Annotated in this window: 20 protein-coding genes and 1 other annotated feature (1 of these 21 cut by a window edge); of the genes, 3 read left to right on the forward strand and 17 right to left on the reverse strand. The window is 45.1% G+C overall.

What is annotated here, in order from left to right:
• Window positions 1-59: 59 nt before the first annotated feature.
• From MHH57_RS15425 to MHH57_RS15465, 9 genes are all read right to left on the reverse strand, one after another.
• Complete coding sequence (locus tag MHH57_RS15425) at window positions 60-929, reverse strand: PHP domain-containing protein (protein ID WP_342434280.1); 870 nt, start codon at window positions 927-929, stop codon at window positions 60-62.
• On the reverse strand, window positions 929-1,885 hold the full coding sequence (locus MHH57_RS15430) for a selenium metabolism-associated LysR family transcriptional regulator (RefSeq protein WP_029517636.1): 957 nt from the start codon (window positions 1,883-1,885) through the stop codon (window positions 929-931). The genes MHH57_RS15425 and MHH57_RS15430 overlap by 1 nt, the downstream gene beginning before the upstream one ends.
• A 212-nt stretch (window positions 1,886-2,097) precedes the next feature.
• The gene (locus MHH57_RS15435; protein ID WP_025717787.1) at window positions 2,098-2,535 is read right to left on the reverse strand and encodes a hypothetical protein; all 438 of its coding nucleotides are present in this window, start codon (window positions 2,533-2,535) and stop codon (window positions 2,098-2,100) included.
• Window positions 2,536-2,763: 228 nt separating this feature from the next.
• Complete coding sequence (locus MHH57_RS15440) at window positions 2,764-3,024, reverse strand: YlbG family protein (protein WP_029517637.1); 261 nt, start codon at window positions 3,022-3,024, stop codon at window positions 2,764-2,766.
• A 39-nt stretch (window positions 3,025-3,063) separates the two neighbouring features.
• Entirely contained in the window at window positions 3,064-3,504 is a 441-nt protein-coding gene (locus MHH57_RS15445) for a YlbF family regulator (RefSeq protein WP_013310906.1), read from the reverse strand.
• Window positions 3,505-3,612: 108 nt separating this feature from the next.
• The gene (locus MHH57_RS15450) at window positions 3,613-5,637 is read right to left on the reverse strand and encodes a helicase-associated domain-containing protein (protein ID WP_342434281.1); all 2,025 of its coding nucleotides are present in this window, start codon (window positions 5,635-5,637) and stop codon (window positions 3,613-3,615) included.
• Window positions 5,638-5,643: 6 nt separating this feature from the next.
• Entirely contained in the window at window positions 5,644-7,410 is a 1,767-nt protein-coding gene (locus MHH57_RS15455) for a DNA repair helicase XPB (RefSeq protein WP_029517639.1), read from the reverse strand.
• 297 nt (window positions 7,411-7,707) lie between these two features.
• A complete protein-coding gene (locus MHH57_RS15460; protein WP_029517640.1) occupies window positions 7,708-8,136 on the reverse strand; it encodes a CBS domain-containing protein in 429 nt (142 codons plus the stop codon).
• Window positions 8,137-8,220: 84 nt separating this feature from the next.
• Window positions 8,221-9,426, reverse strand: a complete 1,206-nt coding sequence (locus MHH57_RS15465) for a M20 family metallopeptidase (protein WP_029517641.1) — start codon at window positions 9,424-9,426, stop codon at window positions 8,221-8,223.
• Between the two features lie 248 nt (window positions 9,427-9,674).
• Between MHH57_RS15465 and ftsW the strand changes: the two genes are divergently transcribed.
• Window positions 9,675-10,934, forward strand: coding sequence for a putative lipid II flippase FtsW (gene ftsW / locus MHH57_RS15470; RefSeq protein WP_342434282.1), 1,260 nt, complete (start codon window positions 9,675-9,677; stop codon window positions 10,932-10,934).
• A gap of 226 nt (window positions 10,935-11,160) precedes the next feature.
• Here the strand turns inward: ftsW and MHH57_RS15475 are convergent, their stop codons facing one another.
• A complete protein-coding gene (locus MHH57_RS15475; protein WP_013310912.1) occupies window positions 11,161-11,526 on the reverse strand; it encodes an Asp23/Gls24 family envelope stress response protein in 366 nt (121 codons plus the stop codon).
• A 192-nt stretch (window positions 11,527-11,718) separates the two neighbouring features.
• Here MHH57_RS15475 and cax point away from each other — a divergent pair, with 192 nt between their 5' ends.
• Window positions 11,719-12,789 (forward strand): calcium/proton exchanger, encoded by a 1,071-nt coding sequence (gene cax / locus MHH57_RS15480; protein ID WP_029517643.1) that lies wholly within the window; start codon window positions 11,719-11,721, stop codon window positions 12,787-12,789.
• 141 nt (window positions 12,790-12,930) lie between these two features.
• On the opposite strand, the gene MHH57_RS15485 is transcribed toward cax, so the two are convergent.
• From MHH57_RS15485 to MHH57_RS15505, 5 genes are all read right to left on the reverse strand, one after another.
• Window positions 12,931-13,221, reverse strand: a complete 291-nt coding sequence (locus MHH57_RS15485; RefSeq protein ID WP_007431028.1) for a YlaN family protein — start codon at window positions 13,219-13,221, stop codon at window positions 12,931-12,933.
• Window positions 13,222-13,362: 141 nt separating this feature from the next.
• Entirely contained in the window at window positions 13,363-13,605 is a 243-nt protein-coding gene (locus tag MHH57_RS15490) for an HPr family phosphocarrier protein (protein WP_013310915.1), read from the reverse strand.
• 89 nt (window positions 13,606-13,694) lie between these two features.
• On the reverse strand, window positions 13,695-14,810 hold the full coding sequence (locus MHH57_RS15495) for an aminopeptidase (RefSeq protein WP_039270845.1): 1,116 nt from the start codon (window positions 14,808-14,810) through the stop codon (window positions 13,695-13,697).
• Window positions 14,811-14,886: 76 nt separating this feature from the next.
• Window positions 14,887-15,738: a hypothetical protein gene (locus MHH57_RS15500; protein WP_342434283.1), complete on the reverse strand. Its 852-nt coding sequence runs from the start codon at window positions 15,736-15,738 to the stop codon at window positions 14,887-14,889.
• Between the two features lie 194 nt (window positions 15,739-15,932).
• Window positions 15,933-17,918, reverse strand: a complete 1,986-nt coding sequence (locus tag MHH57_RS15505) for a sensor domain-containing diguanylate cyclase (RefSeq protein ID WP_029517646.1) — start codon at window positions 17,916-17,918, stop codon at window positions 15,933-15,935.
• Between the two features lie 436 nt (window positions 17,919-18,354).
• On the opposite strand from MHH57_RS15505, the gene rpsD reads away from it, so the two are divergent.
• The gene (gene rpsD, locus MHH57_RS15510) at window positions 18,355-18,954 is read left to right on the forward strand and encodes a 30S ribosomal protein S4 (RefSeq protein WP_013310919.1); all 600 of its coding nucleotides are present in this window, start codon (window positions 18,355-18,357) and stop codon (window positions 18,952-18,954) included.
• Between the two features lie 78 nt (window positions 18,955-19,032).
• Here the strand turns inward: rpsD and MHH57_RS15515 are convergent, their stop codons facing one another.
• Both MHH57_RS15515 and tyrS read right to left on the reverse strand, forming a co-directional pair.
• Window positions 19,033-19,902, reverse strand: a complete 870-nt coding sequence (locus MHH57_RS15515; protein ID WP_029517647.1) for an AraC family transcriptional regulator — start codon at window positions 19,900-19,902, stop codon at window positions 19,033-19,035.
• 201 nt (window positions 19,903-20,103) lie between these two features.
• Window positions 20,104-21,357 (reverse strand): tyrosine--tRNA ligase, encoded by a 1,254-nt coding sequence (tyrS, locus tag MHH57_RS15520; RefSeq protein ID WP_165150271.1) that lies wholly within the window; start codon window positions 21,355-21,357, stop codon window positions 20,104-20,106.
• Between the two features lie 66 nt (window positions 21,358-21,423).
• Window positions 21,424-21,634 (reverse strand) — a binding site (T-box leader); it runs 55 nt beyond the window's last position.

Below are 21,634 nucleotides of genomic sequence, written 5' to 3' on the forward strand. Positions count from 1 at the left end.
CTTTGTTCTTTGCACGGTACACTTCTTGTGTTCCATGCATAAGGCAAGGGGCTTTTTATTTACTTTTGTCCAATAGCAGCCTTCCTCAATTCCTCGACTACCTGCCCTTCCACACTACGGCTACCCAGATCACCGTGAAAAATAACACCTTGACGCGCGCCGTGAAAATCCGAGCCGCCAGTTGCAATGAGGCCATATTGCGCCGCCATCGCAGTATATCGGCTCTCAGCCTCAGCATCATGGTCCGAATGTCGCACCTCCAAGCCCGCAGGCTTCGCCTCCTCTATAATAGAACGAACCAGCTCATCATTTCCGTACAAGCCAGGGTGGGCCACCACGGGTACCCCTCCTGCTTCACGAATCCAGTTTATGGCCTCCGCAGGCTCTACACGGGGTACAGACACATATCCGGGCGCTCCTTCCGCCAAGTAACGGTCAAACGCGTCCCGCATATCCTTCGCATATCCTTTTTGAACCAGCGTATCCGCCATATGCGGACGTCCAATGCTTTCATCTGGTGCCAGCGGTCTGCCCATCGTAGCCACCACTTCACCCAGTGTGATTTCCACACCCAGACTACGCAATTGACTCAAAATCAAATCATTACGGGTATCCCGTGCCTGGCGAAGCTTTTCCAACCGTTCCAAAAACACTTTATTGTGGTAATCCATAAAATAACCGAGTATATGAATATCCTTATCGCCAGCTCGAGTACTAATTTCCACTCCCGGCACCACAGTAATTCCTATGCGTTTTCCCTCTTCCAGAGCTTCCTCCAGGCCAGCTACCGTATCATGATCTGTAATGGCCACACCTGCCAGTCCTTTTTCCTTGGCCCAGCGCACATTATCTGCAGGTGGTTGCATTCCGTCAGATGCTTGGGTGTGTGTGTGTAAATCATATCGTTTTACGTTAATCTGCTCCTTCATTATACATCCTCCTTCTCTTTCACCTTTGCAAGCTCGTCCTGCGAGTCCCCCAGGACGTCCGTTCCCTGATCATGACGACGCAAGTAAGACAGGAAGGTTACTACCGGAATCGGCAACAACGCCGACTTCAAATGAATTGCATAAAATTCTCGTTTGAACGTGATATCTGAAATATTTACAATTTTCAATAATCCGAGCGCAACTTCATGCTTCACCGAAGAAGGTGATAGCATGGTAATACCCAGTCCAGCCTCCACCGCCGATTTAACCGCTCCAGTGCTCCCCATCTCCATTACAATCCCAAGTCGGGAGGCATCCATACCACGATTTTTCAGCTCATCTTCTATTACTTGACGTGTACCAGATCCCTTTTCTCTGGCTACAAAAGGATGCTTGAACACATCTTCCAGAACCACTTTTTTAGCCTTGGCCAGCGCATGTCCTGAAGGCACAATCAGTTTCAGTTCGTCCTGCATCACAGGTTCCACCACGATATCCGGATGCTGGACTGGGGCCTCAATCAGTCCTAAATTCAGCTGATGTTTTAGTATATCATCCATAATCTGAGTTGTATTCATCACATTCATCGCCATGCGTATATGAGGGTATTCCTGACCAAACGGTCCCAACATTCTGGGTACAATATACTCACCAATCGTTAGGCTGGCGCCAATATGCAATCTTCCCTCCAACATGTGAGTAAAAGCAGACATCGCCTCGTCAGCTTCCCTGATCAGTTGCATGCTTTTTTTCGCAAAAGGCAGGAGTGTCGCTCCCGCCTCTGAAAGTTCGATTTTTTTAGTCGAACGTTGCAGCAGTTTCGTGCCAAAATAATCTTCCAAAGACTGAATTTGCATCGTCACCGCAGGTTGTGTCATATGCAGCGCTTGTGCCGCCGCCGAGAAGCTCCCGCGTTCCGCTACGGTATAAAAAATGTGCAACTGATGAAAGTTCATACTGACAGCCCTCTCCCCTCTGTTCTCCCTATTTTAACATAAGAAAAACGTCTGTCGAAAGCATTTCCAAGTAAACTTACTGAATTGGGTAGTTTTATTATTGGAAAATAAAAAAAGCATGCAGCTAATAACTGCATACTTTCTACTTAAACTTAACGGTATTCAAGAAGTTTGGAGATTTTTTCATCTGAAGCCGTTCTCCAAATGACCGTCTATTTTTGCTTACGAGTGCTTTTCATCAGTGTCATGCGCCGCGAATGGCGTAACCATGAATAGTATGACTTCAAATCCCTTAATTCAATGGTCTCCGACATCCGGCCCAAAAAGGTAATGACAATCATTTTGTGAAGCGGATTCCCCGCAATATCCATCTCGCCGGGCAACTCTCCAAATTCGGCCACGACGACCAGATCACCATCAATTAAATATACATCCTCTTCGTTATGATAATAGGACTCCATCCTGTTTTGCTTCAGGCATTCCCAAAGCCAGGCGGCGATATGATTCGTCTCGGACTGTTTCTGCTCTACCCGATCTAAGTAACGTGTTTTCGCATGATTTGTTATCACGATATCGGCGACTTTTTTATCGCCCATCTCCACGTAGAACGGTTCGTATGTACTCCATCGCTGCATTGCTTTGTCACGCACGGGATCACTCTCCCCACCAGATAGGTCTTTATATCTACCAATATATTCATATGTTACCTCAACAGACCCGGGACTACAAGTTACAAAATTGAAGTTTATGGGTGATATTTAAGATTTTTTAGGTCTAACAGCATCAAGACCATTATGCAAAAGTCCTGACTTCACAAAAAAAAGCCAGCCTGTAGGCTGACCTTTCAAGAAAAGTTTACAATTTATAGACATTTGAGATTATATTTCATATTCTTTCATCTTTTCCTTATCGTCGTTGTAATCCGTCCTAATCTCATTTCGAAAAGAGCGCTCGACCTTACGCACATAGGAAAGTCTGCGAATATTTTTAACGGTGTCTTCTGCCCGATCCGCATTCATATATATCACTACATAATGCATACGCTTTGAAATAAAGTGGACATTTCCGTATTTCTCCAGATTGCGGGCAGCCTTGATATCGCTTACCCAAATGATGTACCCTGTCCGCTCGGCAAACATTCGCTTCATCTCCCCTCCATTCGGTATCATTCCTATGACCTATCCACAGGAGCATTTCCCTCCGCTGCCACATCCGCCTTTTTTCACATTCGGATCGTTGCTCGGCACCTTAATAGTCTCGGACACGGAATATGCAATCGTTTCAGACATGGCATGAAGCATATCATCCAGCGCCTTTTCGGCTCGTTTGAACTCCTTAACATCCACGAATTGTTCCAGTTCCAGCTCAACGACCTGCACTGCATCCTTCGCTTCATGATAGTTCGGATGAAAATGCCCAAAACGCTCCGTTTCCGCGAATAGCTCCTTTTTGGCATCCAGCTTGCGTACACACGCCTGAATAGACGGATTCAATTCCACACGCTGTTTCCAATATAAATAATCCGATACCTCAAAGGATCGGTTGACCATATCGCCCAATTCATAGGCGTTAATAAGCACTTCTGCCATATTGACCGTGTTCAATTCGGCTACGCTCATGAATGTTCATCTCACTTTATATAAAGTTCTACCCTGTAAAAGTAGACTCATTTATCATACCACATCCTTCTTTTGAGAAGAAGGAGTTTCATGCACTTCCTGGCCCTACTATGTAAAAGGAACCAGCAAGCGCATGTCTGACCATTCACTTGGCTGTAAGGTCGCAGGAGAAAGTGTTTCGTCATCCCTTCCTGAGGCATACCAGCCTGTGACACTCCATGGTGCACCGGAAACCACCGCCTCCGGTATCCATTTAACCTCTTTCCCACCGATTCGCAGCCCCACAGCAGCCTGCCAACGAATCGCTTGCTCGATCAACTGCCGGGCAGTGGAAGTATGGTAACTCCTCCATTCTTTTGTCCATGAGGAGGGGACTGTAGATCTTTCTGGAAAATAGTCAGACGGATCAGGCAGTGTATGCTCTTGTTCGTAAAAGTGCAGCGTTCGCCCTGTATAAACCAAACCTGCTCTCCCCTCTTGGGAAAATATAGAACGGGCTTGAATAGGTTCGGACTCCATTTCACTGTTGAGGCTGCCTGAATTTATGTTCTCTGTTTCCGAAATCAGTGGATAATGATGAGCTGGCTCGTCCACACCTTCGGGTTCACGACGTGGACCTAATCCTATTGCAGCAAGCGTTTTTCGTATTTTGACAACAGAGCTCGCCGGAATAATAAAGTCCTTGTCGCCAAGCCGTTCCAGCAATCCTTCCAGCGCGGGATGGCGTGCAACCATGTCTGCATCCTCCTGTGTGCTACATCGCAAAAGTGTTACCGTTGCAAATGCCGTCCGTCCGACATCGCCTGCCCACTGTTCTACCGCCATACGTACATGATCAGGCACGCCTGTCCGGCTGAACTTGTCCAGTAGAGCAGGAATTGCTTTAGCTTCCATCCCTAACTCGATTGCCTCTGTAACACTTTCTCTGGTGATCCGGTATATTGCCATCCGATCTCCTGTCACACGTTCACAGCAGCATTCCAGTCGCCAGCGCACATCATATGCCACATCTGGCGGAACCAATATTTCAAAATCAGGTTGTACATAAAAAGTACCTTGTTCTTGATTTGTATCCTCGTAATTATTGGGACGAAGCATGTCTAACACAGATACATTCCAGCGAAAACACAGTTTACCCGATGCAGTCTGGCCCCAATCACCCATTCCAAACGCAGTCAGGGCCTTCAGCCAACCCTCCAATCCCTCCATGAAAGATCCATTAAAATTAAAATCAGAACCCGTTTCTCCCGCAAACCCTTCCGGATTTGAGGTTGTAGGAATAAGGTCTAAAAGGGCGCCGTTCTTGGAATCAGCTCCGCTCGTACTCTCCTGCTGGATTAGGCCTACTTGAAGCATCCATTGCAGCAGACACTTGATAGATATCCACCCTTCTATTCCCATATACTGGGAGACGGCACACAGCATATAGCGAAAATGCTGCATGGATGCTTCGGCCTTGCCGTATCTTTCCATGAGTGTAGCAAAAATATGCTTGCGCATTTGCCAAGCAGACAAACGAATCCAAGTCGCCAGTTCCGTTTCCTGAATGCGAAAAGACACCGTTTCTTTCACTAACAGCCCCAAACTGAGTAGCAAATCCATCATGACCACCGTTTGCACAGGATACAGCTCTGCATGCGCATAATGCAACCCAAGACCCATCAGGTCCTCCGGGCGAAAGGGGGTCAGTTCATTCAATTTTTGCAATGATCGCTTATGTATGGTTCCTTTGGCCGTCAAAGGGACGCCCTGTACTGCAATACGTGACAACGCATGCAGCAATTCCGACTCCAGGCCTGTCATTGATTCATGTACCGTTATCGGATGATCCGAATGCATCATGTTCATTGGATTTTCCTCTAACAACATATCGTACAGATCCGGTAGTCGATAAACCGGGATATATAAAATTCGTTCGCCCCACGATTTGGTAACAGCCTCCAGCCAGCCCCGGGCACGTAATCCACGCAGTGCCAGTTTCGTTTCGACTCCGCTTAACGATCCCCGGGTAAGCTGTATAGGTTCTTCTTCCTTCATGGGCTGTCCCGCGTGCCGAATAAAGCATCGTCTAAGTACCAGCAGCTCATCCGATGAAAGCTCATTCCAGCTGTCTTGCGTGTTCGTTACGCCCATTCTTGATTAGGCCTCCTTTTTCTTTCCACGATCTCCAGACTTAGCATCCCTGCTTCCAATAGCCTCTGTCACACTAAATCTGCGAACCGCATATTCATAGCCTTGCTCAATCAGGAACAGCTGACGACGAGCTGCAAAATCCATCTCCTTGCTATTCTCCGTCACTAGAGCATAAAAATAAGCTTTATTCTCGCCTGACTTTGGTCGCAAAATGCGTCCCAGTCGCTGCGCTTCTTCCTGGCGAGAGCCAAAGCTGCCCGATACCTCTATGGCTACTGCTGCATCCGGCAGATCCACCGCAAAGTTTGCAACCTTGGACACCAATAGGGTCCGAATTGCACCCTTGCGGAATGCATCAAACCAACGCACCCGCTCCGTCTGGCTCATTGAACCCGTAATCAGTGGGACACCGAGCTCCTGAGCCAATGTACGCAACTGGTCCAAATATTGACCAATAATGAGCGTGGGCAAACCACTGTGCTGCTGCATCAGGCTACGCACCGCCTCCAGTTTGATCGGATTTTCGGCTGCAATTCGGTACTGCTGTCTGCCCTCAGCACGCATACTGCGCTCCAAAAGTTCAGCTGTCATTGGAAGCCGCAACTCCACACAATCGACCTGAGCGATCCAGCCCTGTCGCTCCAGCTCCTTCCATGGCATATCATACCGTTTGGGCCCAATTAAAGAGAACACATCCCGTTCACAACCATCCTCTCGAACCAGCGTGGCCGTTAACCCCAAACGACGGGTAGCCTGAATGTCAGCCGTCGCCCGGAATACTGGCGCGGGCAGCAAATGAACCTCATCATATATAATGAGTCCCCACTTCCGCTCACTCAGCAGTTTCATATGCTCAAAATCCCCATCCTTGGTGCGACGGTGTGTCAAAATTTGGTATGTTGCCACCGTAATCGGGCGCACTTCTTTTTTCTGACCACTATATTCCCCGATGGAATCGGCAGAAATATCCGTCTTTTGCTTTAATTCTTCTACCCATTGCCGTACAGAAGTAGTATTAGATGTTAGAATAAGCACTTCACACTGAAGCCGATTCATCACCGCCATGCCTATCACTGTTTTTCCAGCTCCGCATGGAAGCACCAGTACACCACTACCCCCTAAGCCGTCCGCTCCTTCAAACGCATCAGCGGCCTTTACTTGATAATCACGAAGCTGCAACTTCGTTTGTCCCTTTCCCAAGGTAAAACTAAGCTGATTCCCTTCAAGATAGCCTGCCGTATCCACAACGGGATATCCCAAGCGAGTTAATTCCTGCTTGAGCAAGCCCCGATTTTCGGGCGGGACCGATGCGCTTTCCTCATCAACGCGAAGTAAACCAAGCTGTTTTAGCTCTTGCTTGGTCAGTAGCTCATCCAGTAAAGCGGGGGTCTCTGCTGCCAAGATCAAGTGATCACCTATTGTATAGCTGTTGGCTTTCCCTGTCTTTATACCTCCGTCTTCTTTCGTACCTCGTGAAAGCGTCAACGTCCCATAACGAGAAACGAGCTGTTCAATATCATTCAACAAATCACGTGGAATATCCCAACGGGACATGGAATACAAACTATTTTGAATGTCCTCAGCACTCCATCCGAGGGCAGCTGCATTCCACAAAGACAGTGGAGTGATGTGGTATGTATGAAAAGCGGACGGACTTTTAACCAGCTCCGCATAAATCTGCAACTGTGAACGAGCCCATTCCGAACCGGGCAAGCCCATTTCCAGCAGAACGGTAAAATCACGTTGTACAATACAAGGATGATCTGGATTCATGACTACCTCCTGATAATCTAACAATACATCATTTTAAAGTTGAATCAATTTCATAACTCATTAAAGTTTGGTGGTTGTAATTAGATACAGACAAATCGAATCATTTTGATCTATATCTAGTTTTGATTGAAGCAGCTAAAGGTATTATGAAATTGATTCAGTTATATAATAAATAGCTTATCCGTTTATTCGAATATCAACCAGAATAGCAAGGAGTCCAACCCATATTCGGGTTGAACTCCTGATTTAACGCCCGGGGTTAAGACCCCCCAACAAATGCCTACCTTAATTATTCTTCTAGTGGACCTGCTCGGAAATATGACTAAGCGCCTCTCCAGCGTTGTCTGCAAAAATATTACGAACAGCCAAATCCCCGATTGAGACAATCCCGATCAGACGGTCTCCTTCCGTCACAGGCAACCGACGGATTTGCTGCTCCGCCATCAGTTCAGCTGCTTGGTCCACCGACATGTCCGCACTGGCTGTACGAATACCTGTCGTCATAACCGTATCGACTGAACCCGAACCCGAATTTTTAGCCGCATAACCGCGAACGACAAGATCACGGTCCGTTACTACGCCGATCAACTTATCACTGCCTTCGCTTTCCACAACCGGAATAAAACCAGTATCATTGTCCTTCATTTTGACCGCAATTTCATAAATATTGTCCTGCGGGGTAACCGTTACGCATTCTTTAGTCATAACTTCCTGAACCTTTTTCATGGGTACTCCCTCCTTTTCAAGAGTAGGGTACCCCATTTCATTCAGCTCATACTCCAGATTGAACCGTTCCCAATTCAACTCATTTTAGCCCTTAATTGCCCCTGCTTTTCGTTCCGCAGCGTATCCCGTAGACATCGCAATAAACAACCGAACCGCGTTAATCATAGCATCCTCATCAAAGTCAAATTTAGGATGATGGTGTGGATAAACCGCTCCTTTAGCTGGGTTACCCGCTCCTACGAACATGAAGCAACCTGGCACACGTTCCAAATAATACGCAAAATCTTCAGCAGGCATCAGCTTCGACGCTTCCTGTACATTCTCCTTGCCGAAAACAGATTTTGCTTCATTAAAGAAACGAGATGCTTCATGTGCGTCATTGACAACTGGTGGGTATCCCATAATATAGCGAACCTGTGCTGTTGTACCGTATGTTGCGGCTGTGAGCTCTGTTACCTCATGCAGTCGCTCCTTCATCACCGTTCGTGTCTCCTCATCAAACGTACGAATCGTTCCACTCAAGCGACACGTTTCTGCGATCACATTTTGCGCAGAGCCCCCTTGGATGGTTCCCACCGTCAGCACGGCAGGTCGTAATGGGTCGACTGAACGACTTACGACACTTTGCAATTGCATGACAAGAGCTGAGCCCGCCACGACACTATCATTAGTGGACTGAGGCATCCCACCATGCCCACCCTTACCTGTGATTTCAATATAAAAATCATCTGCCGCCGCCATCAGCGGCCCTGCACAACTCCCAGCCGTTCCGACAGGAAAAGGTGTCCATAAATGGATACCATAAATGACGTCCACACCTTCCAATATACCATCCTTTATTACACTGACCGCTCCGCCAGGCAGCAATTCCTCCGCAGGTTGGAACAACAACCGAATTTCTCCTTGCAGCTCGTCCCGATTCAGACTGAAATAGTAAGCCGTTCCAAGTAGCGCGGATGTATGTCCATCATGGCCGCAAGCATGCATGGCTCCGTCTACGTTGGAGCGATATTCACATTCCTTTTCATCCTGAATAGGAAGAGCATCCATATCGGCACGCAGCAGGACGACAGGCCCGGGTTTAGCACCACGAATGGTGCCTACAACACCGTGTCCCCCTACCTGACGGCGAATCTCGATTCCCCAACTCTCCAACTTATCCGCTACAAAAGCTGCGGTTTTGCTTTCCTGAAAGGAAATTTCGGGATTCTTATGTAAATGTCTACGCCACTCCACCATATTTTCTTGCAACTGGTCAAACCAGGTCTTGTCTATCGCATGTTGTGTCATAATGCTCCACCTCTCCTTTTAAAGCACCGGGCAAGTTCCCGATTCATCATGCAGCGTCACCACGTATGCACCGCTGCTTTCAAGTCTTCATTTTTATCCTATTGTAGCAGATATGGAATTGTTGTGATATCTGTTGCTCCAGGGAGGTTGCAGAAGCCCATCAAACATAATATGATAAAATGGGTAAACGATAAAATGATAACGTCTGCGAGGAATATACCTTGTGGCGAATACCGGGGGAAGCTGATATGAGAAATACGAAGCCGGAGACTCGAAGAAGAGGCACACCGGATTTCCAATTGCTGATCCTCACTTTGTTACTGGTTGGATTCGGTGTAATTATGGTATTTAGCTCCAGCTCCAGCGTAGCTTTGCTGAATAAAGAATACAATTTTGACTCTTTATATTTTGTGAAGCGCCAATCTGCATTTGCTGTACTTGGACTTTTTATTATGTTGGTAGCTATGAATATTAAGATGGAAAAATATAAAAAGCTTTTTGTACCTTTATTTTTCATAACTATATTACTGCTAATCATCGTTCTTTTTACAGGCTCACTTAACGGCGCAAAAAGCTGGCTCAGGTTTGGTAGTGTTGGCTTCCAGCCAACGGAGCTTGCGAAAATTTCCATCATTCTTTACTTATCTGCACTGATTGTCAAAAAAGGAGATCGCTTTAGAGATCTGCGGACTGGCTACATACCTGTAACCGTCATTGTAGGCTGTGTTGCAGGACTCATCATGCTTCAACCTGATTTAGGCTCCTGCTTCATTTTGGTTGCTACGAGTGGTCTGATTATTTATGCCGGGGGAGCCAGTGTCAAGCATATTACAGCATCAATTGTTCTGCTCGTGCTAGGCGCCTCCATTGTATTTGGTATTGGGTCGTTGTTTGGAGGAGATTCTGGAACCACAGATAGACAAGCTGCTGCCAAGCAAGATTACAAAATCGGACGCTTTCAGGCCTTTCTTAATCCCGAGAAATATAGACAAGGAACGGGATACAATCTGGTACAGTCCTTGCAAGCTATAGGTGAAGGCGGCTTAAACGGGTCAGGATTTGGTAAAGGTATTATCAAGCTTCACTATCTTCCTAATTCATTTAATGATTTTATCTTTTCTGTAATTGGTGAAGAATTCGGATTTATCGGAACAGCCATATTCCTGATGCTATATTTGTATTTCATTTGGCGAGGCATGATCATTGCTCTGCGTTGCCATGATCCGTTCGGAACGTTGGTAGGCACCGGTATCATGGGTTTGATCGCCATTCAGGCCTTCATTAACATCGGCGGTGTAACCCAAACAATTCCAATCACTGGCGTAACGCTTCCATTTATCAGCTTTGGTGGCTCCTCCTTGCTTGTCATGATGTTTTCGATGGGCATTATGCTCAGTATTTCTCGTGAGAACACCAAACAAGCGGTGCAGGAACGCACCACAGGGGTAGCTGTCCGTAATGAAGTACCCAATCGCTTTCAAACTCGTAGAACCAACCGTTTTCGCTAAAAAAAGAACTTCCAAGGACCACTTACAACGGTGGCTTTGGAAGTTCTTTTGGTTATGTATAAAAATACGGAAACCTTCTGCAAAAATGGCTATGCTGTTGATTCATAAAACGAAAACTGGCGATTCTATAACCACCAGTTTTCGTGTTTTTATTCGGGTTATCCTACGGAATTCCCGGCATGTATACAATTGGTTAAAAATGTAGAATTATCGGTCCTTGATTCTATTACACTGCGTCGTCCTTGAACGCGACACCTTCCACTTTTACGTTCACTTCCACGACCCGCAAACCTGTCATACTTTCGACGGCTTCTCGTACATTTTGCTGAAGAATTCGGGACACCTCATGAATAGGTGTTTCGTAGAGTACGATAATACGTAGATCAATGGCAGCTTCCAGCTGTCCAACCTCCACTGATACGCCTTTTTGCACATTTTTACCGCTCAGCCTTTTGGCCCAGCCTTCCGATAAACCGCCTGACATTGCAGCAATGCCCGGTGTCTCTAATGCGGCCATCCCGGCAATTTTACCCACGACATCGTTGGAAATCTTGATGTTTCCTGCTTCCAGTTGTTGAATTTGCTCTGCCATGACCTATGTCCCCCTTCATCCATCCTTTATTTGTATTGTAAAGCCTCAGCCACTCCAAATGCAAACCCTACGTATGAAAAACAACTTTCGTTTACAACCTATATCATTTTGGGTATATTAATTTAGAAAATCCATACAAGTGACAGCTTTCACCAAACTTGTACACATTTATTGATATCGAGGTGCTCTTCATTGAAAAAATGGTTATCTCCCGCTTTGCTTATAGCGACATTTGCACTTAGCGCAGTCGCTCATTACACGCATTGGAACGCTATAGCCCAATTTGTCATTTGTGCAATTTCTGTTGTATTCGTAGCCGGTTTCCTCGGCAGGGCGACCGAAAGTGTCGCGCATTATGCTGGCCAACGTTTAGGTGGATTCTTAAATGCCACCTTTGGTAACGCAGCCGAACTGATCATCGCCATCTTTCTTGTTAAAGAAGGTCTTTACGATATGGTAAAGGCCAGTCTTACCGGTTCTATCATCGGTAATCTGCTGTTGGTGCTAGGAGCAAGTCTGTTCGCTGGCGGTTTAAAGTACAAAGTACAAAATTTCAATATATCGCTGGCTGGATTAAGTGGTTCTCTGATGATTGTGGCTGTTATTGCCTTGTTCGTTCCAGCTGTCTTTTTGAACACACACGTTATCACGGATAGCGAATCAGATACGCTCAGCCTCATTGTCGCAGGCACGCTCATTGTCGCGTATATTGCGTGGCTTATTTTTTCTATGATTACGCATAAGGACTATTTATCTGATGTGACCGAACAAAAAGATGAAGAATTACCACATGAGCATGCCCCTGTATGGTCCAGAAACAAATCCATTGCCTATTTGATACTTGCTACCGTCATGGTCGCTTTTGTCAGCGAATGGCTGGTAGGTACGCTGGAGGTGTTTACGACCCAATTTGGGCTCAGCGAATTGTTCGTAGGTGCCTTCCTCGTCGCTATTATTGGTAATGCAGCCGAACACAGCGCTGCTATTTTACTGGCGATGAAGAATAAAATCGGTGCATCGGTTGAAATAGCTGTCGGCAGCAGTTTGCAAATTGCGCTATTTGTTGCCCCTGTGCTGATATTTGTCAGTTACTTTATGGGAAACACGATGAATATTGTTTTCACTACTATTGAGCTGGTCGCCATTGCTGTCGCTGTATTTATCGCCAAATCCATCACCCAAGACGGCTCAACCAACTGGTATGAGGGGCTCATGCTATTGGTAGTGTATGTATTGTTAGGTGTATCCTTCTTTCTTGTGTAGCTTTTTAAGGTTTTAAAATGTTCATTAGGATGGTGGAAGGGGATGCGCTTTTACCATCCTAAAAGAACATTTTTTTAAAAAAAGGCATCAAAAAAAGCATGCTCTCAAGCTCCGCATGCTCTCATCAATTCAACCGTCTTCCTAATTGGCCTTATTATTCATGGCCTCATATAGAATAGCCAGATTGCGTTCCAGCTCACTGACCAGCTGTTTACCTACCATTTCCGGAAGAAGTCCAGCGCGAACCGCAAAATCCACTTCCTTGGAAAATCCGTACATCTGAGTATCCAGCACTTCCTCATAGAGAGGGCAATAACGGGTTGCCAGATTCTCCATCTGTACTTCAATAAGCTTCTTTATTTTATCTGCATCTTCCTGAAGCAGATTAATAGCCTTGATATTCAATTGTTCCTGCAAATCAGATGAAGTCATGGATTCTTCCCCCCTATGTCTCAATGTCGCACAAGACGTCCTATCCTTAATATTAGACCAAATTGCAGGCTAATACAAGAACCTGACAAAAAAAGCATCCCTACAGTTACAGGTAGGGATGCTTTTGCTTCAAGAATAAAGTTAGCTGGCTACTGAAATATGAAGTCCGTGCTTCTCGAACACCTCGATGATCGCTTTCTTGGCTTCCTCCGCATCTGGTCCATGAACGTGTAGTTCATAGCTATGGCTGCTGACTAGGGTCGTAAACAAGCCCAGTATACTTTTCACATCAATATACTTATTTTCGGAATGAAGGACGATGGAAGAGGTGAACTTGCTCGCCGTCTGTGCAATTTCAACAACCGCCGCGTTATTATTGGACATAGAAATCCCTCGCTTTACTGAATTGTCATGTATCGTTACTCATCCATAATGATACATTGAAATCGCTTTCTCAGCAAGAACGGATATCGTTATTTTAAATTTTCAGGGTTTAATGGCTCCAGCTCAGGCAGTACAAAGATGCCATCTTTACGAATCAAAACATCGTCAAAATAAATTTCACCACCGCCATATTCTGGACGCTGAATCAACACCAAATCCCAGTGGATCGATGAACGATTACCGTTATCCGCTGTTTCATAAGCTTGACCCGGTGTAAAATGTAAGCTGCCGGCGATTTTCTCGTCAAACAAAATATCCTTCATTGGATGTAAGATGTGCGGATTAAACCCGATGGCAAACTCGCCAATATAACGTGCTCCCTCGTCAGAATCGAGAATATCATTCAGCCGCTTCGTATCGTTACTCGTTGCTTCCACGATCTTACCATTTTCAAAACGGAATTTAACATTTTCAAAAGTAATGCCATTATACAGGGTTTGTGCATTGTAGCTGATCGTTCCGTTAACGGAATCACGTACAGGCGCGCTGTATACTTCGCCATCCGGGATATTACATTGACCTGAGCACTTGATAGCTCCAATTTGCTTAATAGAGAAATTCAAATCCGTACCCGGTCCACTAATCCGTACCTTGTCCGTCCGATTCATCAGGTCTGCCAATGCATCTTGAGCTTTGTCCATTTTTGCATAATCCAGATTACACACATCGAAATAAAAATCTTCGAACGCTTCTGTGCTGATATTCGCCAATTGAGCCATGCTGTCATTCGGATAACGCAGCACTACCCATTTGGTGTGTTTCACCCGTTGTTCGCTATGTACCGCATGCTGATAAATGGAATTATACAATTTCATTTTATCTTCCGGCACATCTGACAAATCATTTACATTTTCACCTGCACGAATTCCGATATAGCAGTGCATTTGCTTCATCCGGTTAAGGTCAATCTGAGCCCAGGTCTCCAGCATCTCCTTTGTCGCGTGACGAAGCATGGCGCTCTGTACCTTACGGTCTGTAAGTTGTACAAAAACATTTCCACCTTTTTTACCAACTTCATGAATGATGGCGTTAAGTAAGTCGCGCTCTGTACCAATCATTTCGATTAATACATTTTCTCCAGGCTGCACTTCAACAGAGTAACCTACCAGATTTTCCGCCAGCTTAAGTATTCTAGGATCTTTCATGTAGTGTCTCTCCTTCTCTATTTCATTCTTTTTGAACGATGGTTAATTCAAAATTCATTGTATCACGCCCGCCACGTTACTTGTAGTCCTCAAAAGTAACTCTGGTTATCAAAGCCTCTTGATGCAGATCTTCATTTTCTCCCTGTCGGGTAATCTGGCATTCGGATGAAAGCTTTAAGGGTAAACCTGTTTGGCGATCTATGGTCAAATGATACACCGTATGCACAATGGATTGCTTCAGCTGGTTATTCATATCCTCACAACTTTCCGCCCATATTTGGCTCAGCTTCTTTCGCAGCTCTCGATTCGTTCCTGTCTGCTGAGTTTTTAATATCACGATTTGAGGGTTTAACGTATTCATTTCTTTTATTAAACGATCTTTCAACCAGCGCTTTGCCGAAGCAGATTCCGGTTCAATCCTCAACACCCAAGTTCCCCGGGCAGCTCCCGTTTCCATACGAATGCTCTTATTCAGTGTATTTAATTCCTCAAGCTCCTGAATCGGATTGAAGCGATTTAACATACCATTTCCAACCACAGGAGGATAACCGGATGTCAGCGAAACCCATTTCCCACTCTGACGAATAAAACGTTCCTGTGTAACATCATGCTCGGACTTACCTTGTTTCAGAGCTGTGTAGCCACCTTGCTTACGGAAAGCCTCTGCAGAACCCCAGTGCATGGTCAATTCATCGTGATTTCTTAGCCTACCGCGATATTCAAACTGCTTATTCGTTGGCAGACCACTGTCTGCTCTAATTGCAGTCCGTCCAGTAAACGTTACCATCTCTTTGCCAGCCATTCCTGCAACTGCTCTCTTAAAAATCTGCTCAGGCGTATATTGTCGATCCAGTGCACAACCACTTAACACACCTATTACAAGCAACACACCACAAACCTGCATCATCCATTGCTTTTTCCAATGCATCCCATCATCCGTCCTATCCTGAACATAACTGTACTCATGAGCAATAATCCTGCTTCAAGCCAGTTATGCTACCTGGTTCACTTCATCGTGTTATCCCTATAGTTCAATCATACACACGATATAGCTACGTTTAGGATTACCTGTCCGCAATGGGTTATACAAGACAAAAAGAGAACATTCCCTAGGAATATTCTCTACACATTGGCTACATGATCAACAACTATTCGATTGCGTCCTTCATTTTTTGCTTCGTACAAGGCCATATCAGCCCTATAAAATAAAGATTCAATACTGATCTGCTCGTCCAGCCAGTTCCATTCAGCAATCCCGCAAGAAACAGTCACCTGAGGCTCAGTTTCATGCTGTACGCGGTAACGTATTTTTTCTGCATATCCGAGCGCTTGCTGTACCCCCAGCTGCGGTAAATAAATGGCAAGCTCCTCGCCGCCCCATCTCGCACATACATCCTCATCGCGAGTCGCCGAACGAACGATATTGCTGACGCTTTTCAAAATTTCGTCACCCGTCTGATGCCCATGCGTATCATTCACCTGTTTGAATTGATCAATATCTACCAAAATAAGAGATCCACAGAAATCCTTTTCCTGATGTTGCTGAATGATTTGGTCCACATAATGACGTACATACAGACCTGTTAACATATCCATATTAGCCAACCGCCGCACCTCAGCGTGCAGCATAGCATTGGTTACCGCCAACCCGATATGAGGGGCTAGCATTTGCAACATTTTGTAATTATCGTAAGAGAAAAAGTGCGGAAGCTTGCTGGACAATAGTATAACCCCTTTAGGAGTACCGCTGGTCTTCATAGGTACAGCCATCAAAGACTGGGAGTGCGTCGCATCCATAAAATGAGAGGATATCTTCCCATCCTTTCTATAGTCCGACACAATCACTGGTTCCCCTGTTAAGCGTATTAGTCCAGCAAATCCATCTTCAAGAGGGTAACTTTCCAGTCTTAAGCTTTCCACATTACTCGACATGACCTTAAAACAGTTTCCATCCTGGTCAAGCTGTACAATACAACAAAAGTCCGCCATGAACATTTTTAATAACTCCTGCACGGCAAATTCAAATATTTCATTTAACTTCAGGCTCTGATTCAAGCGCTGAACCAGTTCATTAATGAGACGCAATTCATGGATAAGTACATTCGATTGCTCAAGCAGCTTCGCATTTTCAAATGCGGTGCCAGCCGTATCCGCCATCATGGCAATCAGCTCTACATCCACTTTTTTCATACTATCCGCGCCCGATGGAAGAATCATATGGAAAACACCGTATACGCCCTGCTTACCACGTAATGGGATGCCGATTTCAGTTATTTCATCTTGTGTACCGACAGGCTCATTCACAGCCATTTGCCCTTTCATAAATGCACGGACGCATACATCTTCGTCCCGTTCATGCAGCAGTAAAGGTTTGACCTGCGGATTGCGACTATGTCGATCCTGACTCATATACAAGGTGATATCTACATGGGGAAACAAATAGGCGATGCTCCCGAATACCTCATCCAGCACGCCTTCTACGTCAATTTTGTCATGCATCCGTTTTACAATCTGAAATAAAATAGAACGGCGTCTACCTTCACGATCGCTTCGATTCCGCATCCCAAGGACATCTTCCATAAATATGTACTCAAACTTCGTGTAAAAGCAGGATTTAAAATGTAAAGCAGCTGATAACAATGTGTCCAGATTTGGGACAGAATGTTGAGCAGGCCGTGTAAAACGAAGAGCGGCAAAGGGCTCGCTCTTGTAATTACGGCATAGTATGGGAACCATATACACAAACGAAAGGCTTCCATCACGAAGTTTGCGCTGGCTCACTTCCATCTCTCTAGATATGCAACAACGTTCGACCAAATCCAAATCCTCGTCATCATCTTCTTTTTTACCAGCAACACGAACACCTATAAAATTAAAAACAGCAGTATATTCTTCGTTAATCCAGGATATACCATTGCCCTGTTGTAACCAACTCCGATATCCTTGGACAAGCAGCTGGTTAATATAGGGGAAATCATAGGGTGTCATATCCATGTTCTGGAGCCAGGCAAAAGAAGTATATCCTTTATCATCAAACAGCGGAGCACCGCTAGCCTGGACCGTTTTACTGTCAAGCATTTGCTGATCCGTTGTTGAAAATTCCGACATATTAAGGCGCTCCTTCACAGCAAAATTAGCTGTACCAAGACAGCGGCTATACACCACTATAGCTCATAATATGATCTATTTTACTCCCAACTCTAGAAATTTGCATCCATTTTCCAGAAATTCGTCCCACTTTTTTAGTTCTAAAGCCCTATCGACAAAATTTGACGTTTTCATTCTTTTTCTCTTCTTGACATTGACCTACTCTTACATGTAGTATATATTATTGAAAAAGACTGTACGGCAGAACTATCTACTGTGCGGATCTTAAATTTTGGGCGTAACAGTTTGTGTCACCCTCATCTTTTTTGTTGCTGACAGGACAGCGGCTGAACTTTTCTGTCAGTAGTGCGTCTCACCTTAATAGGTAGCGCCGAACAAATTGGAGCGCAAAGAGAGCCCCAACTCAAATTTTAATTATGAAGGAGTTAACTCTATAATGGCACGTTACACTGGTCCTAAATTTAAATTGAGCCGTCGTCTCGGTATTTCCCTGAGCGGCACAGGTAAAGAATTGAAACGCCCTTTCCCTCCGGGACAACATGGTGCAAACCAACGGAGAAAAATCAGCAACTACGGTATGCAGCTTCAAGAGAAACAAAAGTTGCGTCACATGTACGGCTTGGGTGAAAAACAATTCCGTACCCTGTTCAACAAAGCTCAACACATGCACGGTATCGCTGGTGAAAACTTTATGTTCTTGCTGGAAAGCCGCCTGGACAACCTTGTATTCCGTCTTGGCTTTGCTAATTCCCGTGCAGGCGCACGTCAATTGGTAGCTCACGGTCACGTTACTGTGAACGGTAAAAAAGTTGACATCGCTTCTTACCAAGTAAGCCCTGGCGACGTGATCGGTCTTCGTGAAAGAAGTCGTTCCCTGTCTTCCATCAAAGAAGCTTTGGAAAACCGCAACCACTTGGTAGCTTACCTGGAGTACAATGACGCAGCTCTGGAAGGTAAATTCATTCGTTTGCCTGAGCGTGGCGAATTGTCCCAAGATATCGATGAAAAACAAATCGTCGAATTCTACAACCGCTAATCCCTGCATTAGCACCAAAAAGCACCCGAATTTATTCGGGTGCTTTTTTTATATTCCTTATGATCGAGCCTGAGAGTTTTATTCAATGGGGATGTATACTTTCATGCTCAAATGATCTGGATAGGAGGAATTCATCACGTCCGTAATTTCAAAATCTGGTCCCTCCCTCCGTTCAAAATTAGAATTAGGAAGCCATGTGCCATAGATAAAGTCTCGTATATTCTGAACCCGTCCATCTGAACCCGAAGCGTCAAACTCAGCATACTTCCCTGCTGGAATCTCCATATATATGAAACCCTCTGCCAGTTCATTTGACTCTTTTTCAACTGCCTCGCCCACCACAAATGAAAATGCACCATTGTCTTCAAATCGACAGGCAACCCCATATGACATTCCCGGTGCGATCTTGTTCGGGATACACATAAAATATTCATTGGCTCCAAAGTGCCCATAAAATCCTGGAATTTCTTTATAGTGCTGCTCATTATTCAGATTTGTTTTATATTCATACCCTATAATTTTGGTCGTTTCGAGCTGCAATATCACTGGCTTGTTCACATCCAAATCCCCCTTCGTATTTTTTTGATAATCCAGAAAATTAATTTTGCTTTGTCCAGGAAGCTCAATATCACTGTTACGATATTTCCCAGGGGTGATCCCAAAATTCTTTTCAAAAGCGCGGGTAAAGGCTTCTTGCGAGTTGTACTGAAACTCAATAGCAATGTCCAACACTTTTTGATTGGATTGTTTTAGCTGTTCAGCCGCCTCGGACAATCTTCTCCTTCTTATATACTGTTGAACCGTAAAACCCGAAATGGCCTGAAAAACCCGCTGGAAATGAAAAGCTGAAAAGCATGCCTGTGAAGCAATATCGGCAATTTTTAGATCCTCCCGGAGATTCAATTCAATAAACTCAATCGCACACTGAATTCGTTTAAAATAGTCCATATAATCCTTCCCCACACTCGTAATTGTTCTGATTATCGATCCTACACCCAAATTGTGCAACCCACGTTTTCATTATGTATAACTCTTCACCTACATGTTTGATTATTTGTGCTAAGTTTACCATGACTTTTCACTTGGCAGAAATAAAAAAGCAACGCTGAGATCGAGACAATCTCAGCGCTGCTTTTGAATATATTTTCATTATCCAAGCTTGATTTTAGCAAATTTCCGTTTACCTACCTGCACAATGTCGCCTTCCTTCGGCGTGTATGCTTCGTTCACATCGGTCCATTTCTCTTCGTTAATTTTGACCGAACCCTGCTGAATACTGCGCTTGGCTTCACCGTTAGATGCTGCAAAGCCCAGATGAGTCAGCAACTGGATCACACGAATGCCACCTTCTTCTAACTGATCAGCCGTCAAGGTGAACTCTTCAATATCGTCAGGCAGCGCGCGCTGCTGGAATACGGTCACAAAATGCTGCTTCGCTGCTTCCTCTGCTTCTTCACCATGGTACATGCGCACTAACGTTCCAGCCAGCTTCATTTTGGCATCACGTGGATGCACTGAGCCTTCCTTAACACCTTTCGCCAGCTCTGCCAACTCCTCGTTGTTGATATCCGTTGCAAGCTCAAAATATTTCAGCATCAGCTCATCAGGAACGGACATGGATTTTCCGTATATTTCGTTCGGCTCCTCATCAACACCAATGTAGTTCCCCAAGCTTTTACTCATCTTCTGAACTCCATCCAGCCCTTCAAGCAATGGTAAAGTAATAGTAGCCTGTGGCTCAACTCCGTATTCTTTTTGCAGGGTTCTACCCATCAGAAGATTAAACTTCTGATCCGTTCCCCCTAATTCAATATCGCTTTGGAGAGCCACGGAATCCATGCCCTGCATCAGCGGGTAAAAGAACTCATGGATGCTGATCGGCAATCCGTTTTGGTACCTTTTTGTAAAATCATCCCGTTCCAACATACGGGCAACCGTTACTTTGGCCGACAGGGTTACTACATCAGCAAAAGACATTGGCCCTAACCATTCGGAATTGTAAAATACCTTTGTTTTTTCAGGATCGAGAATTTTAAAAATTTGTTCCTTGTATGTTTGGGCATTGCGCTGTACATCTTCTTCAGTCAGTTGCTTACGAGTCTCCGATTTACCTGTCGGATCACCAATTCTGCCTGTAAAATCTCCGATAATCAGTTGTACTTGATGGCCTAATTCCTGGAACTGGCGCAGTTTGTGCATAACAACCGTATGTCCGATGTGAATGTCGGGAGCAGATGGATCAAGGCCCAGCTTAATTTTGAGTGGCTCGCCGCTAACGACCGATTTGATCACCTTACGCTTCAGCTCATCCTCCGGTACAATTTCCGCTACACCCCGCTGTATCACCTCTAGCTGTCGTTCTACCTCTACCTGCTGCTCTGGCTTCAATTCTTCCCACTTCATCCTGTATACCTCCTATTTTCCATCCAAAATATTACATATTAGACAAACCAAAAAGCCCCTTTCATCCCAAGGGACGAGAAGGAGCTACTCGCGTTACCACCCTAATTAAAGAAACGCATGTCAAAGACAGACATTTCTTTCACTTCATTCCTATAACGGGCCTACACCCGGTACTGGATTACTATGGTGCTTCGCAAACCTGCAAAAGCTTTCCATTCATCCAGACAGCTCCAGACGGTAATTCAAAGGAGGGACGCTACCGATTCACACCACCCAT

The sequence above is a fragment of the Paenibacillus sp. FSL H7-0442 genome (assembly GCF_038593105.1).
In the GTDB taxonomy this organism is placed as follows: Bacteria; Bacillota; Bacilli; order Paenibacillales; family Paenibacillaceae; genus Paenibacillus; species Paenibacillus polymyxa_D.

What these genes read in the sequence shown, in the direction of transcription:
- MHH57_RS15425 (WP_342434280.1), bottom strand. Translation starts at nt 929, where the DNA reads ATGAAGGAGCAGATTAACGTAAAACGATATGATTTACACACACACACC.
- MHH57_RS15430 (WP_029517636.1), bottom strand. Translation starts at nt 1,885, where the DNA reads ATGAACTTTCATCAGTTGCACATTTTTTATACCGTAGCGGAACGCGGG.
- MHH57_RS15440 (WP_029517637.1), bottom strand. Translation starts at nt 3,024, where the DNA reads ATGTTTGCCGAGCGGACAGGGTACATCATTTGGGTAAGCGATATCAAG.
- MHH57_RS15445 (WP_013310906.1), bottom strand. Translation starts at nt 3,504, where the DNA reads ATGAGCGTAGCCGAATTGAACACGGTCAATATGGCAGAAGTGCTTATT.
- MHH57_RS15450 (WP_342434281.1), bottom strand. Translation starts at nt 5,637, where the DNA reads ATGGGCGTAACGAACACGCAAGACAGCTGGAATGAGCTTTCATCGGAT.
- MHH57_RS15455 (WP_029517639.1), bottom strand. Translation starts at nt 7,410, where the DNA reads ATGAATCCAGATCATCCTTGTATTGTACAACGTGATTTTACCGTTCTG.
- MHH57_RS15460 (WP_029517640.1), bottom strand. Translation starts at nt 8,136, where the DNA reads ATGAAAAAGGTTCAGGAAGTTATGACTAAAGAATGCGTAACGGTTACC.
- MHH57_RS15465 (WP_029517641.1), bottom strand. Translation starts at nt 9,426, where the DNA reads ATGACACAACATGCGATAGACAAGACCTGGTTTGACCAGTTGCAAGAA.
- ftsW (WP_342434282.1), top strand. Translation starts at nt 9,675, where the DNA reads ATGAGAAATACGAAGCCGGAGACTCGAAGAAGAGGCACACCGGATTTC.
- MHH57_RS15475 (WP_013310912.1), bottom strand. Translation starts at nt 11,526, where the DNA reads ATGGCAGAGCAAATTCAACAACTGGAAGCAGGAAACATCAAGATTTCC.
- MHH57_RS15485 (WP_007431028.1), bottom strand. Translation starts at nt 13,221, where the DNA reads ATGACTTCATCTGATTTGCAGGAACAATTGAATATCAAGGCTATTAAT.
- MHH57_RS15490 (WP_013310915.1), bottom strand. Translation starts at nt 13,605, where the DNA reads ATGTCCAATAATAACGCGGCGGTTGTTGAAATTGCACAGACGGCGAGC.
- MHH57_RS15495 (WP_039270845.1), bottom strand. Translation starts at nt 14,810, where the DNA reads ATGAAAGATCCTAGAATACTTAAGCTGGCGGAAAATCTGGTAGGTTAC.
- MHH57_RS15500 (WP_342434283.1), bottom strand. Translation starts at nt 15,738, where the DNA reads ATGCATTGGAAAAAGCAATGGATGATGCAGGTTTGTGGTGTGTTGCTT.
- MHH57_RS15505 (WP_029517646.1), bottom strand. Translation starts at nt 17,918, where the DNA reads ATGTCGGAATTTTCAACAACGGATCAGCAAATGCTTGACAGTAAAACG.
- rpsD (WP_013310919.1), top strand. Translation starts at nt 18,355, where the DNA reads ATGGCACGTTACACTGGTCCTAAATTTAAATTGAGCCGTCGTCTCGGT.
- MHH57_RS15515 (WP_029517647.1), bottom strand. Translation starts at nt 19,902, where the DNA reads ATGGACTATTTTAAACGAATTCAGTGTGCGATTGAGTTTATTGAATTG.
- tyrS (WP_165150271.1), bottom strand. Translation starts at nt 21,357, where the DNA reads ATGAAGTGGGAAGAATTGAAGCCAGAGCAGCAGGTAGAGGTAGAACGA.